We start from the raw sequence: 15,926 nt of genomic DNA, 5'->3' as shown, positions 1-15,926 counted from the left end.
CAAGAGATCACATCCGTGTGACCGGGTTCAAGAGCGGCCCGGGACCCTCGCCGCGGAAATCCTTCACACGCGCGTTGCACGACGAGGTCCGCCGAAGCCGTATGATCTGGCCCAACACCACCGCTACGAACTCCCCCTCACGGGGGCGGTTTGGTGTCCCTCCCTTCTTCCTGCCCGGGCACGGGCTGCTCAGCCCTGCCCGCGAACCGTGAAAGGCGGCCTGCATGGTCTCTCGCGTACGCGTCTGGCTCAACCGCACGTACGCGGAGAACGTGTTCTTCATGGATCAGCTGCGGAGAAATCCCAGCGACCGGGCCGTCGAGATCCACGCCACCCACGGCGACCCCGACTCGCCGGTGCTGGCCGCCGCCGACACCGCCGAACTGGAACCCGAGAGCCTGTCCCCCGCCGGGTACGTCGAGTACGCGCTGGACCAGGTCGCGCGGCGCGGCATCGACGTGTTCGTGCCCCGGCTGCACCAGGCGGCGATCGTGGCGCACCGCGCCGAGTTCGAGGCGGCCGGCACAGCGGTGCTGGCTCCGCCGCCCGAGGCTGTGGCCGTCTTCCACGACAAGGTGATCGCCTACGAGGCGGTCCAGGCGATCGGTGTGCCGGTGCCGCCGTGGTACCGGGTCCGCTCGGAGGACGAACTCGTCACCGCTGTCGAGGAGTTGGAGGCCGGCGGGCACAAGGCGTGCTTCAAGCCGGCGTCCGGGGCCGGCGGAGTGGGCTTCCGCGTGATCACGCGTACGCCCTTCTCCCTGATGCATCTGAGCGGGTTCCCGAGCCCGTACGTGCCGCTCGACCTGGTGCTGGAGGCGCTGCGGAGTGCCGAGGAGCCGGTCGACTGGCTGGTGATGCCGCGTCTGGAGCAGCCCGAGGTGTCGGTGGACTGCCTGACCGGCCCGGACAACCGGGTCCGGCTGGCGGTGGGCCGTACCAAGAACGGCCGCCGCCGCGGCTTCACCCTGCACGAGCAGTGGCTGGAGCCGGCCCGGCGGATCGCCGAGGGCTTCGGTCTGCACTATCTGTCCAACATCCAGTTCCGGATGTTCGGCGACCGGCCGGTCCTCATGGACGTCAACACCCGCCCGGCCGGCGGACTGCACCAGCTGTCCCTGTGCGGCGTCAACGCCCCGTGGGCCGCCGTGCAGCTGGCGCTCGGCGAGGACCCGGGCAAGATGGCCCCGCCGTTCCTGGGCCAGGACTACACGGTGGTGTCGGGGCCGCGTCCGCTGCGGCCGGTGTCGCTGCCGCAGCAGCGGCCGGAGGCGACGGATCCGCTGCCGGCGGCCCCCGCCCCCCTGTCGGCCGAGCCGGTCGGCTCCGTCGGGGCGGCGGCCCAGGTGCTGCCCCTGTAGAGCCTCAGACCCTGGCCGCGAGCGCCTCGCGCCACACGGGGCTGTCGACATAGTGGTTGTCGAAGCGTTCCGAGGAGTCCTTGATCTCCTGCGGGTCGGCCTCGCCGCGCATCACCCGGCCCAGCAGCCGCAGGTAGTCGAAGCGCCCCGCGCCCGGGGTGAAGACGAACAGCACGTCGGCTGTCGCACCGGGCGCGGCGGCGAAGGCGTGCGGGGTGTGGGGCGGCACCAGCAGGAAGTCGCCGGCCTCCAGCACGGTGATCTCCTCGCCCACCAGCACCTGGAGCGCTCCGTCGATCACGTAGAACAGCTCGGACGCCCGGGTGTGCAGGTGGGCGGGCGCGCCGATCGCGCCCTCGGCGAACGTCGACCGGTAGCTGGTGAGCCGCCCGCCGGTGTCCCGGGAGTCGGCGAGGAGGGTCATCACGCTGCTGGGGTCGCGCGTCGTCTCGGCTGCGGCGGCGCGGATGAGGACCGGTGCGAAGTCGCCGCTGTTACCCGTTTCGTTCTGGGTCGTCGTCATGGCATCGACCCTACGGAGCCGGGCGACCCACGGCAGGGGGCATTCCGATGCCGCTGTCGTGGGTCAATTCGACGGTGTCGGAAGCGGCCCCCGCCCCCGGGCAGGAGAGGCCGGCCTTGAGGCCCTGCTCGCGCGGGGCCTCGGCGTAGCCGCCGATCAGGTCACGGCATGGACGCCCCCGCGGTTCGAGGACGCCGAGCCCGGCGTCCTCGAACCACGGCTGCGCGGCCGTGCGCGGTCAGCCCCTTCGCAGGCGCAGGGTGAGGATCTGGAAGGGCCGCAGCGTGACGGCCACGGCGCCGTCGGCGACCTCGGCGTCCTGAAGCGGTCGCTCCAGCAGGTCGGTGATCTGCGCGCCCGCGAGCGGGAACCCGGTGCGCAGGGTGCCGGTCGCGCGACCGCCGCGGGACTCGTAGAGGCGTACGACGACATCGCCGGAGGCGTCGTCGGCGAGCTTGACCGCTTCCACGGTGATGCCCTCGCCCTCGGTGGAGACGACCGGTTCGGGGGCGCCGGCCGCCTGCGCCACCCGGAGCGGCAGGTTGAGGGCGTAGCCCTCGGCGACGGCGTCCTCGATGGTCGCGCCGGGCAGCAGCGCGTAGGTGAAGCGGTGGCGGCCCTGGTCGGCCTCGGGGTCCGGGATGCGCGGGGCGCGGACCAGGCTGAGGCGGACGGTGGTCGTGGTGCCGCCGTCCTCGCGGACCGTGCGGGAGACGTCGTGGCCGTACGTCGAGTCGTTGATGACGGCGACGCCGTAGCCGGGTTCGCCGAGGTGCACCCAGCGGTGGCCGGAGACCTCGAAGCGGGCCGCCTCCCAGGTGGTGTTGGTGTGGGTGGGGCGCTGGATGTGGCCGAACTGGATCTCGGCGGAGGAGTGCGGGGCGCGGATGTCGACCGGGAAGGCCGCCTTGAGGATCTTCTCGGCCTCGTGCCAGTCGATGTCCGTCTCGATGTCGATCCGGGGGCTGCCGGCGCGGACGGTGATCGTCTGGGTGATCGTGGAGCCCTTGCCGAAGGCCCGCTCGACGCGGATCGCGCCGATCAGCGGGTCCTGCTCGACGACTGTGACGGACGAGACGTCCAGGAGGTCGGTGTAGCGGTTCTTGTAGTGCTTGTCGATGTCCCAGGCGTCCCAGTAGTTGGGCAGGTCGGTGTGCAGACGGAGCAGGTTGCCCGGCTCGGCGAGCACCTCGCGGCCGGCGCGCAGGTCGCGGACGGAGGACAGGGTGCCGTCCTCGGCCACCTCCACCCGGACGAGCCCGTTGTCGAGGACCCGGCCGTCCACCGTCACCGGCTGCGGGGGCGCGGTGTCGGCGAGGGACGCGGAGCCGCTCGCGGGCACCTCCACATACACCGGTGCGCCGTCGGCGGTGCGGACCACGTCGGCGCGGTCGTAGGGGCTGGTGTTGAAGACGCGGGTGTCTCCGGCGCCCAGCGCGGCCACCGCCTCGGCGGTCAGCGCGTGCAGCTCCTGCGCGACGCGCGCGTACTCGGCCTCGGCCTCGCGGTGCACCCAGGCGATGGAGGAGCCGGGCAGGATGTCGTGGAACTGGTGCAGCAGCACCGTCTTCCAGAGCCGGTCCAGCTTCTCGTGCGGGTAGGTGTAGCCCGGCGCGTGCAGGGCGGCCGTGGTCGCCCAGAGCTCGGCCTCGCGCAGGAGGTGCTCGGAGCGGCGGTTGCCCTGCTTGGTGCGGGCCTGGGAGGTGTAGGTGGCGCGGTGCAGCTCCAGGTAGAGCTCGCCGACCCACACGGGCGCGTCCGGGTACTCCTCGCGGGCCTTGGCGAAGAACTCGTCGGGGTGTTCGACGACGACCTTCGCGGAGCCCTCCAGGTCCGCCAGCCGGCGGGCGCGTTCCATGATCTCGCGGGTGGGGCCGCCGCCGCCGTCGCCCCAGCCGAAGGGGGCCAGGGAGCGGGAGGCGCCGCCCTTCTCCGAGTAGTTGCGGACCGCGCGGGACATCTCCTCGCCGCTGAAGCGGGCGTTGTAGGTGTCGACCGGCGGGAAGTGCGTGAAGATGCGGGTGCCGTCGATGCCCTCCCACCAGAAGGTGTGGTGGGGGAACCTGTTGGTCTGGTTCCAGGAGATCTTCTGGGTGAGGAACCACTCGTTCCCGGCGAGCTTGGCCAGCTGCGGATAGGCCGCGTTGTAGCCGAAGGAGTCCGGCAGCCACACGCCCTTGGTCTCGATGCCGAAGTGCTCGATGAAGAACCGCTTGCCGTGGATGAACTGGCGGGCGACGGCCTCGCCGCCGGGCAGGTTGCCGTCGGCCTCCACCCACATGCCGCCGACCGGTGCCCACTGGCCCTTCTCGACCGACTCCTGGATGCGGGCCCAGACCTTCGGGTAGTTGTCGCGCACCCACTCGTACTGCTGGGCCTGGGAGCAGGCGAAGATGAAGTCGTCGTACTCGTCGGCGAGCGAGGTGACGTTGGAGAAGGTGCGGGACGTCTTGCGCTTGGTCTCGCGGATCGGCCAGAGCCAGGCGGAGTCGATGTGGGCGTGGCCGACGCCGGAGATCGTGTGCGCACTGGCGTGCGCGGGCTTGGACAGCACCGGCTTCAGCGCCTCGCGCACGGCGGCGGCCGAGCCGGAGACGTCGTCCAGGTCGAGCAGATCCATCGCCCGGTCCAGGGCGTGCGCGATCTCGTGGCGGCGCGGGTCGTGCTCGCCGAGCTCCAGCATCAGCTCGCGCAGCACCTGGACGTCGAGGTCGAGGTGGAAGACCTCCTCGTCGAGGACGGCGATGTCGGCCGCGCGGAAGGTGTAGAGCGGCTTGTCGCCCGCGGTGAGCTTGTCGCCGAGGGGCGTGGTCTTCGAGAAGTTGTCCGCGAGGATGTCCGGGTTGGAGGCGGCCTCGACCAGGTAGTCGATCGTCTCGCCGCCCTGCGCGGGGTTGGCGATCGCGACGTACTGGTTGAGCGGGTTGACGGCCTTGAGCGGGGTGCCGTCGGTGAGGTGGACCAGGGCCTCGGCCTGGTTGCCGGGCCAGTCGCCGACGAAGCCGAGGTCGATGACGGCCTCGACGCGCTTGCCCGCCCACTCGTCCGGCACCCGGCCGCGCATGCGGAACCAGGTGGTGCCCCAGGGCGGGCCCCAGGGGGTGCCCATCGCGAACGGCTCGTAGGAGGCGGCGGCGGCCTCCTCGAACGGGACCGGCTCCCCCGGGGCCTGCCAGGCCCCCACCTCGAAGGGGACGGTGGCCGCGTAGACCGCGTTCTTGATGCGCTGGTCGTGAAGGCGCTGCACGCGCTCCTCGATGCGGCGGCTTTCGTCGTGCATGAGATGTCTCCAGGAAGCGGGAAGAGCGGGGGAAAGCGCTTACCGAATGGTGCTCACCTAAGGTACGCGAGCCCGGGGTGGACCTCGGCGTAGCCCTCGACCAGCCTGCGGGCCACGTTGACGGAGTCGACGAGCGGGTGCAGGGCGAAGGCCTTCACAGCCGTCGCGCGGGAGCCGGAGCCGGCGGCGGCCAGCACCTCGCGCTCGACGGCCTTGACCGCGCAGACCAGGCCGGTGGCGTGGTCTGGCAGCGGGTCGACCGTGACGGGGTGGGCACCGTTGGCGTCGACGAGACAGGGGACCTCGATGACGGCGTCCGTGTCCAGGACCGACAGGGTGCGCTCGTTGCGGACGTTGAGGATCAGGGTGGTGCGCTCGTCCCGGGCGATCGCCCGCATCAGCGCGAGGGCCACCTTCTCGTAGCCGCCGGACAGGTCGTCCTCGTCGCGCTCGCCCGCGCCCGCGGTCTCGCGGTTCTCGGCCATGTAGGTGGCCTCACGCTCGGCGCGGGTGCGGTCCCACACCTTCAGGGCGGGGGCGCCCGGGTCGCGCATCTCGGCGTAGAAGCGGGCCTGCTGGCCATGCAGGAAGGCGCCGCGGGTCTTCTCGGCCTGCTGGTAGGCGCGTACGGCTTCCCGGTTGAAGTAGTAGTAGTGCAGGTACTCGTTGGGGATCGCGCCCAGGGACCGAAGCCAGTCGGCGCCGAAGAGCTTGCCCTCCTCGAAGGAGCCGAGCAGGTCGGGGTCGGCGAGCAGGCGCGGGAGCTCGTCGCGGCCGGCGACGCGCAGGCCTCGCACCCAGCCGAGGTGGTTGAGGCCGACGTAGTCGATCCACGCCTCGCCCGGGTTCCGCACGCCGAGCACCCGGGCGATACGGCGGCCGAGACCGACCGGGGAGTCACAGATGCCGATGACGCGGTTGCCGAGATGGCGGGACATGGCCTCGGTGACCAGGCCGGCCGGGTTGGTGAAGTTGATGACCCAGGCGTCGGGCGCGAGCCGGGCCACCCGCTGCGCGATGTCGACGGCGACCGGGACCGTGCGCAGGCCGTAGGCGATGCCACCCGCGCCCACCGTCTCCTGGCCCAGCACGCCCTCGGCCAGGGCCACACGTTCGTCGTTCGCGCGTCCCTCCAAGCCGCCGACGCGGATCGCGGAGAACACGAAGTCGGCGCCGCGCAGGGCCTCGTCCAGGTCGGTGGTGGCGCTCACCTCGGGCGCGTCGGGGACGCCGGCCGCCTGTTCGGCGAGGACCCGTGTCACCGCCGACAGTCGTCCGGCGTCCAGATCGTGCAGGACGACATGGGTCACCCGGCCCTCGGCGTGGTCCGCCAGGAGCGCTCCGTACACCAGCGGCACGCGGAATCCTCCGCCGCCCAGAATCGTCAGCTTCACCGGGTTCCTCCGATTCGGTAGGCGACGTGGGGCGCGTCGCGGGAGAGGGGCACGCGCCGCCTGCTCGAACGTGCCTCAAGCAGGTGGGCCGGTTCCGGCCCGGCCGGTGGTGAGGTCGCGGGGCCTCGTGGCCGGCCGCACGGCGGGGCGGCCCGGGCCGGCGATCCCTGCGCTCCTGCTGGGAGAGCCTTCACGTGTGCACCCTTCCCGCCACGACCACCTCGACGCCCGCCTCCTGGAAGGAGGCCCGCGTCGCCGCGTCGACCGGCTCGTTCGTCACCACCGCGTCCAGGTCCTCGGGACCGCAGACCTTCGCCATCCCGTGGCCCGGGAACTTCGCAGCGTCGGCGAGCAGGACCACCTTCTCGCCGGCCTTGATCATGGCGCGCTTGACCGGCACCTCCACGACCGTCGTGTCCATGACCTGCCCGCCGGGCCGCACCCCGCTGGTGCCGAGGAAGAGCCAGTCGGCGTGCAGCTGACGCAGGTTGTCCTCGGTGAGGAAGCCGACCAGGGAGCGGTACTCGCGGCGGACCATGCCGCCGAGCAGGACCAGCTCGATGCCCTCGTCGTCGGCGAGTTCCTCGTAGACCACCAGGTTGCTGGTGATCACGGTGAGCCGCCGGCCGTGCAGCTGCCGGGCCAGGCGGTAGGCCGTCGTCCCGATGTCCAGCAGCACCGACTGGCCGTCCCTGATCATGGCGGCGGCGCGTTCGGCTATGGCGTCCTTCTCGGTGACGCGCACCTCGGCCACCTCGGCGAAGGGCTGGTCGCCCTCCTCCACGACGGCGCCGCCGTGTACGCGCGTGAGTAGTCCGTCTTCTTCCAGTTTGACCAGGTCACGCCTGATTGTGGCAGGGCTCACGCCCAGCTGCTCTGAGAGGTCGGTCACGGCCGCGGGCCCGCCGGCCCGGAGGGCCCGCAGGATGAGTTGGTGTCGTCGTTCTGCCAGCACGGCGGGAACACTACTCGTCATCTTCAATCATTTCCATGCTCAGTTCTGCTCGGGTATTGACCAATCTCTCTGAGCAGCGCACGATTCCGCTCACCGAAATGAAGAGTTTTGACGATCTCCGTCGAAGCCCTGAGCGAGAGGACACATCCGTGGATGATGACCGGCCCGATGTGCTGCTGACCGGGCTGCTCTTCTACGACCTCGTCCTCACGGGGCTCGGCAAGCCGCCGACGCCGGGCGAGGAGATCTGGACCCGGGGCATGGGCTGCGGCCCGGGCGGCATCGCGAACCTCGCCGTGGCCGCTTCCCGCTTCGGCCTCACGACCTCTCTGGCCACGGTGTTCGGCGACGACTTCTACGGCGCGTACTGCCGGGACGTCCTGGGCGGCCAGGAAGGCGTCGACCTCTCGCTCTCCCGTACGGCGGACCACTGGCCGACCCCGGTCACCGTCTCCGTCGCCCACGGCACCGACCGGGCCCTGCTCACCCACGGCCAGGAGCCGCCGTACTCGCAGGACGAGCTGATGGGCGACCCGCCCGAGGCGCGGACCGCCCTGGTGCACCTCGAGGCCGAGCCGTGCGAGTGGCTCGCCAAGGCCGCCGCGAACGGCACACACATCTACGCCGACGTCGGCTGGGACCCCGCCCAGGAGTGGCCGACGGCCCTCCTGGACCAGCTGGCCCTGTGCCACGCCTTCCTCCCTAACGAGACCGAGGCGATGGCCTACACCCGCACCGACAGCGCGGTGGCCGCGCTCGGCACGCTCTCCGAGCTGGTGCCGGTCGCCGTGGTGACCCGGGGCGGGGACGGCGCCCTCGCCGTCGACCAGATCACCGGCGAATACGCCGAGGTCCCGGCCCTGGACACCGACGTCCTGGACGCGACGGGCGCCGGGGACGTCTTCGGCGCGAGCTTCGTCGCGGCCTCCCTCGGCGGCTGGCCGCTGGCGGAGCGGCTGCGGTTCGCGGTGCTCGCGGCCGGGCTGTCGGTCCGGCACCACGGCGGCGCCCTCGCGGCCCCCGGCTGGTACGGCGTCGAACGCTGGTGGCGCTCCCAGAGCGACCCGGAACTGCGACGGGCCTACGGCTTCCTGGCCGACCGCATTCCGGCCGACCCCGGCCCGCCCGTGCACCACGCCCCCGTCACCCCGCCGAGCCCTCACACCCCCGTCGGTCCGCGCGCCTCCTGAAGGGCGGCACTGACTCTCCCACCCCTCCGCACGTCGAACAGGAACAACAGGAGTGACCCGTGGACCTTTCTCGTAGAGGCTTCCTCCAGGCCGCCGCCCTGACCGCGGCCGCCTCCGGTCTGACCGTCGCATGCGGCGGCGGATCGGGATCGGCCGGCGGCAAGAACGGCAAGAACCTCACCTTGTGGTACTGGGGAGGCGCGCTCAGCGACAAGGTGGTCGCCGAGGCGAAGACGCACTTCAGCGGCCAGGTCAAGCTGACCGCCGCCTCCATCGGCGGCGACTTCAAGCAGAAGCTGACCACCACCCTCGCGGCGGGCGCCTCCGTGCCCGACATCACCGGCATCAAGGGCGAGGACATGGCGTCCTTCCTGCCCAACGCGAACCGCTTCCTCGACCTGAACGACCTCGGCTTTAAGAAGATCGCGTCCCAGTACCTGGACTGGAAGACCAAGCTCGCCCGGACCGAGGACGGCCGGCAGATCGGCTTCCCGATCGACATCGGCCCCACCGCGCTCTTCTACCGCGCGGACCTGTTCGACAAGGCCGGGCTGCCCACCGACCCCGACAAGGTCGCCGCCCGGGCCGGGACCTGGGAGGAGTACTTCGCGCTCGGCACCGAGCTGGGCAAGAAGGTGCCGGGCACCTACCTGGTCAACAACATCAGCTCGGTGTTCAACATCGCGGTCGGCCAGGGCAGCGCGCGGTTCATCGACCAGGACAACCACTTCATCGGCGACCAGGACCACATCCGCACCGCCTGGGACACGGCGATCCGCCCCTACACCCTGGGCATCGACGCCAAGATCAACGACAACACCTGGAACGCCGCCATCGGCAAGAGCCTGTCCACCGAACTCGGCGCGGCCTGGCACGCCCTGGACATCGAGCAGGCGGCCCCGAAGACCAAGGGCAAGTGGCGGGTCTGCGCAACGCCCGGCGGGCCGGCCAACCAGGGCGGCTCCTATCTGGCCCTGCCCAAGCAGTGCCGGAACCCCGAAGAGGCATTCAAGATCATCAGCTGGATCCTCAGCCCGGAGAACGACGCCCGCGGCTTCACCGACGCCGCCATCTTCCCCGCCGCGCCGGCGGCCTACGCCATGCCGGCCATGACGGGCGGCGACCCCTTCTTCGGCGGGCAGAAGGTCATCGAGGTCTTCGGCCCGGCCGCCAAGGCCATCCCGGCCAGCTACGAGGCACCGGCCGACGCCGCCGTCATGGCGCCTTTCATGACCGAACTGTCCAGCATCGAGGCCAAGGGCAAGAAGCCCGCGGACGCCTGGAAGGACGCGGTCGCCCAGGCCCGGCAGATCGCCCGGCGGCAGGGGGTGAACTGAGGTGTCCTCACCTCCGGTCACCGGTTCCGCCACGGTGCCCCGGCACCGCGGCGGGCCCGGCCCGGCCCGCTTCCGCCCGCGGCGCACGCCGCCCGCGGGCACCGTGCGGCCGGCGCGTCGCGGTGTGCTGTCCCACTGGCGGCAGTACCTCGCGATCTCGCCCTTCTTCCTGGTCTTCGGCGTCTTCTCGTTCTTCCCGGTCTTCTACTCGCTGTACCTCGCCTTCCAGCGCTGGGACGGCCTGGGCACCGTGCAGTTCGTGGGACTGCAGCAGTTCCGGTTCCTGTGGGACGACCCGGTCTTCTGGCTGTCGATCCGCAACACCCTGGTGATCTGGGTGCTGTCCACCGTTCCCACCCTGTTCGGCGCCCTGGTGCTGGCGACGCTGCTGCATTCGGTACGCCGCTTCAAGGGCTTCTACCGCATCGCCCTCTACATACCGAACGTCACCTCGATCGTCGCCGTGTCGATCTTCTTCGGTGCGGTGTTCAGCAACAACTTCGGCCTGGTCAACGCGATTCTGGGCACGGTCGGCATCTCACCCGTCCCGTGGCTGAGCAATCCGTGGCTGATCAAACTGGTCATCGCGCTGCTGATGACCTGGATGTGGACCGGCTACAACATGATCATCTACCTGGCCGGCCTCCAGGCCATCCCCACCCAGATCTACGAGGCGGCCAGGCTGGACGGCGCCGGTCCGATCCGTACGTTCTTCCAGATCACCATGCCGATCCTGCGGCCCATCATCCTGTTCACCGTCATCATCTCGACCATCAACGGCCTGCAGAGCTTCAGCGAACCGCAGGTGCTGTTCGGCAGCAACGCCGCGAACCCGAACCTGGGCGGTCCCGGCCAGGCGGGCCTGACCACGCTGCTGTACTTCTACCAGTCGGCCTTCGTCAACAACGACTACGGCTACGGCGCGGCCATCGTGTGGGCCTTCTTCGTACTGATCATGGTGCTGGTCGTCGTCAACTGGCGCGTCGTCCAGCGCGGGAGGAAGTCATGACCGCAGTGGTCCCGAGGCGGTCACGACGTCCCAAGGGTCTGACCGCGCACATCGTCCTCGCCCTGGCCGTCCTGATCTCGGTCTTCCCGTTCGTGTGGACGATCGTCATGGCGACGAACACCACCGAGGACATCTACAAGAGCCCGCCGAAGCTGGGCTTCGGTTCCCATCTGCTGGAGAACATCCGGCACGTCCTCGACACCATCGACTTCTTCGGGTCGATGCTGAACACGCTCGTCGTCGCGACCGTCACCACCGTGCTGGTCCTGTTCGTCGACTCGCTGGCGGCGTTCGCCTTCGCCAAGTTCGACTTCCCCGGCCGCAAGGTGCTCTTCGCCATGCTGGTGGGCTTCATGATGCTGCCGCTCCAGCTGGCCGTCCTGCCGCAGTTCATCCTCATGTCCGACATCGGCTGGGTCGGCACGCTCAAGGCGCTGATCCTGCCCGCCCTCGCCAACGCGTTCGGCATCTTCTGGCTGCGCCAGTACATCGAGAACGGCGTGCCGGACGAACTCCTCGACGCCGCGCGCATCGACGGCGCGGGGTTCTTCCGCCAGTACTGGAACATCGTGCTGCCGATGATCAAGCCGGCGTTGTCCTTCCTCGCCATCTACGCCTTCGTCGGCGCCTGGAACGACTACATCTGGCCGCTCATCGTGCTCAACGACCCCGGCCACCTGACCCTCCAGGTGGCGCTCGCCCAGCTCCACGTCGGCCACACCACCGACTACAGCATGGTCATGGCCGGTGTGCTCATGGCGTCCGTGCCGCTGGTCGTCATCTTCACGATCTTCGCCCGCGGGTTCATCGCGGGCGCCACGGAGGGGGCGGTGCAGGGGAGCTGACGCCGCCCAGGGGAGGGCCCCCTGACGGGGCGCGGGGCTGTGTCGATATGCGGCTCCGCCGCGTGGGCGCGACCCGCCACAACGGATGTGCGGCCGAGAACCGGCCGGTGGTCCCGAGCTCTTGGTAACCACACGAGGGAGGCACCCGGTGACGGACGTCGACGACGAGGCCCGACGCGCCAAGGTGCTCGTCGTCGGCATGGACGGCCTGCGCTACGACCGGCTGACCTGCTCGCCGGCCAACGCCCCGGTGCTGCACGCCCTGATGGCCGCAGGCTCCGTCGGCACGAGCCTGCTGCCCTACGGCCGAGCCGACGACGAGTCCTCGGCCGGCACGGCCTACACCGACTCCGGGCCCGGCTGGTCGAGCGTCCTCACCGGGGTGTGGCCCGACCGCCACGGGGTCACCGGCAACGATTTCAAGGGTGCCGACTACGCCCGCTACCCCGACTTCCTGACCCGCGCCGCCTCCGCCCGGCCGGGCCTGCGCACCGCGGCCGTGGTGTCCTGGCCGGAGCTGGTCCGCCGCGGCACCCTCGGCCGGGCCATCGGCCGACGTGTGCGCCACAACGGTGAACTCTGGGGATACGGGACCGCGGACCGCCGCGTCGCCCGCACCGCCATGCGCTGGCTCACCACGTTCGACCCGGACGCCCTCTTCGTGTACTTCGGCGCCACCGACGAGGCCGGCCACGCCACCGGCCCCCTCTCTCCCGCCTACGACCGGGCCCTCCTCGCCCAGGACGCCCACCTCGGGCGGCTGCTGGCGGCGATCGACGCCCGGGCGTCGGACCCCGGACGCGCCCGGGAGCGCTGGACCGTGCTGATCACCACCGACCACGGCCATCTCGACTCCGGTGGCCACGGCGGCGACTCGCATGCCGAGCGGGAGGTCTTCGTCCTCCTCTCCGAGCCCGGTGGGCCCGGAGGCACCCGGCTCGGCACGCCCCGCCTCGTGGACATCGCCCCCACCGTCCTGGACCGGCTCGGCATCCCCGTGGACCCCGCCTGGGGCCTGCAGGGCCGCGTCCTGCCCCGGCCCACCCCACCGACTTCGGAACGGTCATGACCCACGCACCCCTCGATCCCCTGCTCGCCCTGCGCCCCTGGAACGCACCCGAGGTGACCTCCTGGGGCCGGCTGCCGATGAACGCGGTAGACCGGCGCCGCGCAGCCGTCTCGCTCGACGGCGACTGGCGCTTTCAGCTGCTGCCCGCGCCGGACGCCCCGCTCGGGGAGGTCTGGTCGTCGTCGTACGTCCCCGGCGTGTGGACCGTGCAGGGCACGGACGATCTGCCGCGGTACCTGAACGTCCGCATGCCGTTCGCCGAGTTCCCGCCGGACGTGCCCGCGGACAACCCGACCGGGGTGTACGAGCGTGCGGTGGACGTGCCGGCCGAATGGGCCGGGCAGCGGATCGTGCTCCAGGTCGGGGCCGCCGAGAGCGTGCTGCTGGCGCATGTGGACGGGCGGCCCGTCGGGATCTCCAAGGACTCGCACCTGGCGGCCGAGTTCGACCTGACGGACCTGGTGCGTCCCGGGGGGCGGGCCACGGTGCGCCTGACCGTGGTGAAGTGGTCCGACGCCTCACACATCGAGGACCAGGACCAGTGGTGGCACGGCGGCATCACCCGCTCGGTGCTGCTGTACGCCGTCGACCCGCTGCATCTCGCGGACGTGACCGTGCGGGCCCGCCGCGACGGCGACCTGCTGGTGGAGTGCCGGGTGCGGGACGCGGGCGGGGCGCTGCCCGAGGGCTGGTACGTGAGCGGGGAGCTGGACGGGCACCTGCTCACGCAGGACGCGGAGTTCGACCGGGCCAACGCCGAGGACGAGCGCGTCTCCGGATTCCTCGGCGAGGCCCGGCTGCGGACCGTCGTGCCGGACGTCCGCACCTGGAACGCCGAGACGCCCGAGCTGTACGGCCTGACGGTCCGCCTCCACCGCGCCGACGGCACGGTCGCCGACACCTCCCGGCACCGGGTCGGCTTCCGCGACGTCGAGATCACCGGCCGGGACCTGCTGGTCAACGGCGAGCGCGTGTTCGTCCGGGGCGTCAACCGGCACGACTTCCATCCACTGACCGGGCGGACGGTGTCGCATGACGACATGCGCGCGGACCTCGTGCTGCTGAAGCGGTTCGGCTTCAACGCGATCCGCACCGCGCACTACCCGAACGACCCGGCCCTGTACGACCTGGCGGACGAGCTCGGCTTCTACGTCGTCGACGAGGCCGACCTGGAGTCCCACGACCACGCGCACGAGATCGCCGACGACCCGCGCTACCTGGGCGCGTTCGTGGACCGGGTCGCGCGGATGGTCCTGCGCGACAAGAACCACCCGTCCGTCATCATCTGGTCGCTGGGCAACGAGTCCGACTACGGCGCGAACCACGACGCGGCGGCGGGCTGGGTACGCCGGCACGACCCGACCCGGCCGCTCCAGTACGAGGGCGCGGCCAAGCGCGGCTGGGCGGATCCGGATCTGGCCTCCGACATCGCCTGCCCGATGTACGCGCCGCTGGAGGAGTGCCTCGCACACGCCCTGTCCGGGACGCAGACCAAGCCGCTCATCCAGTGCGAGTACTCGCACGCCATGGGCAACAGCAACGGCACGCTGGCGGACCATTGGGCGGCCATCGAGGCCACCCCGGGTCTTCAGGGCGGGTTCATCTGGGAGTTCTGGGACCACGGCATCCTCCAGCGTGTGAACGACGGCAGACCGGCCGGGCGTGGGGGCGCCGGGCTCTACGACAACGGTGTCGCCGCGCCCGGGCATCGCTGGGCGTACGGCGGCGACTTCGGCGAGACGGACCACGACGGCGCCTTCATCGCCGACGGGGTCGTCTTCCCCGACCGCACCCCCAAGCCGGTGATGTTCGAGCACCGGGAGATCGCCGCGCCGGTGCGCATCGAGTCCTTCCGGCACGAGGGCGTCGTGCTGAGCAACCACCAGCACTTCCGGGGCCTGGACTGGCTGTCCGGCGAGTGGGAGCTGTCCCTCGCCGACGGAACCGCTGTGACGGCTCCCGCCGGACTGCCCGCTCTGCGGCCGGGCGAGACGGCCGTGGTGCCGCTGCCGTTCGCGCTGCCGGAGGACGGCGGTGAGGCGTGGCTGACGCTGCGGGTCACGACGGCCCGGGACGAGCCGTGGGCGCCGCGCGGCACGGTCGTGTGCCTGCCGCAGGTGCGGCTGCGGGCGGCGCCCGTGGTGCTGCACACCCCGGTCGCGGACCGCGCGGTCGAGGTCGACGAGGACGGGCTGCTGGTCCATCCGCTGCTGACGGCCGCGCCCACGCTGTCGCTGTGGCGGGCGCCGACCGACAACGACGAACTGGGCGGCATGGCGGCCCACTGGCGTGACTGGGGGCTGGCCGCCCCCACCCGCAAGGTCGTCTCCGTACGGCGTGACCCGGGCCGGGTGGCCGTGGTGTCCGACCACCTCTGCGAGGGCGGGACCGTCCGGCACGAACAGGTGCTGACGGCCGTGGAGGGCGGACTCCTCGTCGAGGAGTGCGCCGAGCTGCCCGAGGCGCTGCACGACGTGGCCCGGGTCGGGTCGGTGTTCGAGACGGTCGCCGGGCTGAACCTGCTGGAATGGTTCGGGCAGGGCCCTTGGGAGTCGTATCCGGACCGGGCCGCGGGCGCGCCCGTCGGTCACCACTGTCTGCCGGTGGACGAGTTGTTCACACCGTATCTGCGGCCGCAGGAGAGCGGCGGACGGCACGGCGTACGGCGGTTCACGCTGTCCGCGCCCGATGCCACCGGGCTCGCGGTGCGGCTGGACCGGCCCCGGCAGGTCTCCGTGACCCGCCATCGCGCGGCCGACCTCGCCGCCGTCGCGCATCACGACGAACTGGTGCCGCGGGCCGGGTGCGTGGTGCACATCGACGCGGCGCACCGCGGGCTGGGCACGGCCTCGTGCGGGCCCGACACCTTCGCTTCCTACCTCGTCGCCGCCGGTGTCCATCGCTGGAGCTGGACGCTGCGCGTTCTCTGATCCTTCCTCCCCTGTCACCCTTTACGGAGCGCA

11 protein-coding genes are annotated in these 15,926 nt (G+C 71.3%); 7 read left to right on the top strand and 4 right to left on the bottom strand.

The genetic code is table 11. The features are described 5' to 3' along the window. Positions 1–224 precede the first annotated feature (224 nt). Positions 225–1,361 (top strand): ATP-grasp domain-containing protein, encoded by a 1,137-nt coding sequence (locus CEB94_RS34720; RefSeq protein WP_175435911.1) that lies wholly within the window; start codon positions 225–227, stop codon positions 1,359–1,361. A gap of 4 nt (positions 1,362–1,365) precedes the next feature. On the opposite strand, the gene CEB94_RS34715 is transcribed toward CEB94_RS34720, so the two are convergent. From CEB94_RS34715 to CEB94_RS34700, 4 genes are all read right to left on the bottom strand, one after another. Further along, positions 1,366–1,884 (bottom strand): cupin domain-containing protein, encoded by a 519-nt coding sequence (locus CEB94_RS34715; RefSeq protein ID WP_175435910.1) that lies wholly within the window; start codon positions 1,882–1,884, stop codon positions 1,366–1,368. A 238-nt stretch (positions 1,885–2,122) separates the two neighbouring features. Next, the gene (locus CEB94_RS34710; protein WP_175435909.1) at positions 2,123–5,164 is read right to left on the bottom strand and encodes an alpha-mannosidase; all 3,042 of its coding nucleotides are present in this window, start codon (positions 5,162–5,164) and stop codon (positions 2,123–2,125) included. 53 nt (positions 5,165–5,217) lie between these two features. Further along, positions 5,218–6,558 (bottom strand): 6-phospho-beta-glucosidase, encoded by a 1,341-nt coding sequence (locus CEB94_RS34705; protein WP_175435908.1) that lies wholly within the window; start codon positions 6,556–6,558, stop codon positions 5,218–5,220. Between the two features lie 190 nt (positions 6,559–6,748). Further along, on the bottom strand, positions 6,749–7,513 hold the full coding sequence (locus tag CEB94_RS34700; protein WP_175437295.1) for a DeoR/GlpR family DNA-binding transcription regulator: 765 nt from the start codon (positions 7,511–7,513) through the stop codon (positions 6,749–6,751). Positions 7,514–7,662: 149 nt separating this feature from the next. Between CEB94_RS34700 and CEB94_RS34695 the strand changes: the two genes are divergently transcribed. From CEB94_RS34695 to CEB94_RS34670, 6 genes are all read left to right on the top strand, one after another. Further along, on the top strand, positions 7,663–8,703 hold the full coding sequence (locus tag CEB94_RS34695) for a carbohydrate kinase family protein (protein ID WP_175435907.1): 1,041 nt from the start codon (positions 7,663–7,665) through the stop codon (positions 8,701–8,703). Positions 8,704–8,762: 59 nt separating this feature from the next. Then, on the top strand, positions 8,763–10,040 hold the full coding sequence (locus tag CEB94_RS34690) for an extracellular solute-binding protein (RefSeq protein ID WP_175435906.1): 1,278 nt from the start codon (positions 8,763–8,765) through the stop codon (positions 10,038–10,040). Positions 10,041–10,164: 124 nt separating this feature from the next. Then, positions 10,165–11,049, top strand: a complete 885-nt coding sequence (locus CEB94_RS34685; RefSeq protein ID WP_175437294.1) for a carbohydrate ABC transporter permease — start codon at positions 10,165–10,167, stop codon at positions 11,047–11,049. Then, on the top strand, positions 11,046–11,894 hold the full coding sequence (locus tag CEB94_RS34680) for a carbohydrate ABC transporter permease (protein WP_175435905.1): 849 nt from the start codon (positions 11,046–11,048) through the stop codon (positions 11,892–11,894). Before CEB94_RS34685 ends, CEB94_RS34680 begins: the two co-directional genes overlap by 4 nt. A 199-nt stretch (positions 11,895–12,093) precedes the next feature. Beyond that, on the top strand, positions 12,094–12,963 hold the full coding sequence (locus CEB94_RS34675; RefSeq protein ID WP_246112214.1) for an alkaline phosphatase family protein: 870 nt from the start codon (positions 12,094–12,096) through the stop codon (positions 12,961–12,963). Then, positions 12,960–15,893, top strand: coding sequence for a glycoside hydrolase family 2 TIM barrel-domain containing protein (locus CEB94_RS34670; protein ID WP_175435903.1), 2,934 nt, complete (start codon positions 12,960–12,962; stop codon positions 15,891–15,893). Before CEB94_RS34675 ends, CEB94_RS34670 begins: the two co-directional genes overlap by 4 nt. Positions 15,894–15,926 lie beyond the last annotated feature (33 nt).

Source organism: Streptomyces hawaiiensis (genome assembly GCF_004803895.1).
GTDB classification, from domain to species: domain Bacteria; phylum Actinomycetota; class Actinomycetes; order Streptomycetales; family Streptomycetaceae; genus Streptomyces; species Streptomyces hawaiiensis.
Note: the sequence above shows the minus strand (reverse complement) of the source record. Positions and strands in the feature narration are given on the sequence as shown.

What these genes read in the sequence shown, in the direction of transcription:
- CEB94_RS34720 (WP_175435911.1), top strand. Translation starts at nt 225, where the DNA reads ATGGTCTCTCGCGTACGCGTCTGGCTCAACCGCACGTACGCGGAGAAC.
- CEB94_RS34715 (WP_175435910.1), bottom strand. Translation starts at nt 1,884, where the DNA reads ATGACGACGACCCAGAACGAAACGGGTAACAGCGGCGACTTCGCACCG.
- CEB94_RS34710 (WP_175435909.1), bottom strand. Translation starts at nt 5,164, where the DNA reads ATGCACGACGAAAGCCGCCGCATCGAGGAGCGCGTGCAGCGCCTTCAC.
- CEB94_RS34680 (WP_175435905.1), top strand. Translation starts at nt 11,046, where the DNA reads ATGACCGCAGTGGTCCCGAGGCGGTCACGACGTCCCAAGGGTCTGACC.
- CEB94_RS34675 (WP_246112214.1), top strand. Translation starts at nt 12,094, where the DNA reads ATGGACGGCCTGCGCTACGACCGGCTGACCTGCTCGCCGGCCAACGCC.
- CEB94_RS34670 (WP_175435903.1), top strand. Translation starts at nt 12,960, where the DNA reads ATGACCCACGCACCCCTCGATCCCCTGCTCGCCCTGCGCCCCTGGAAC.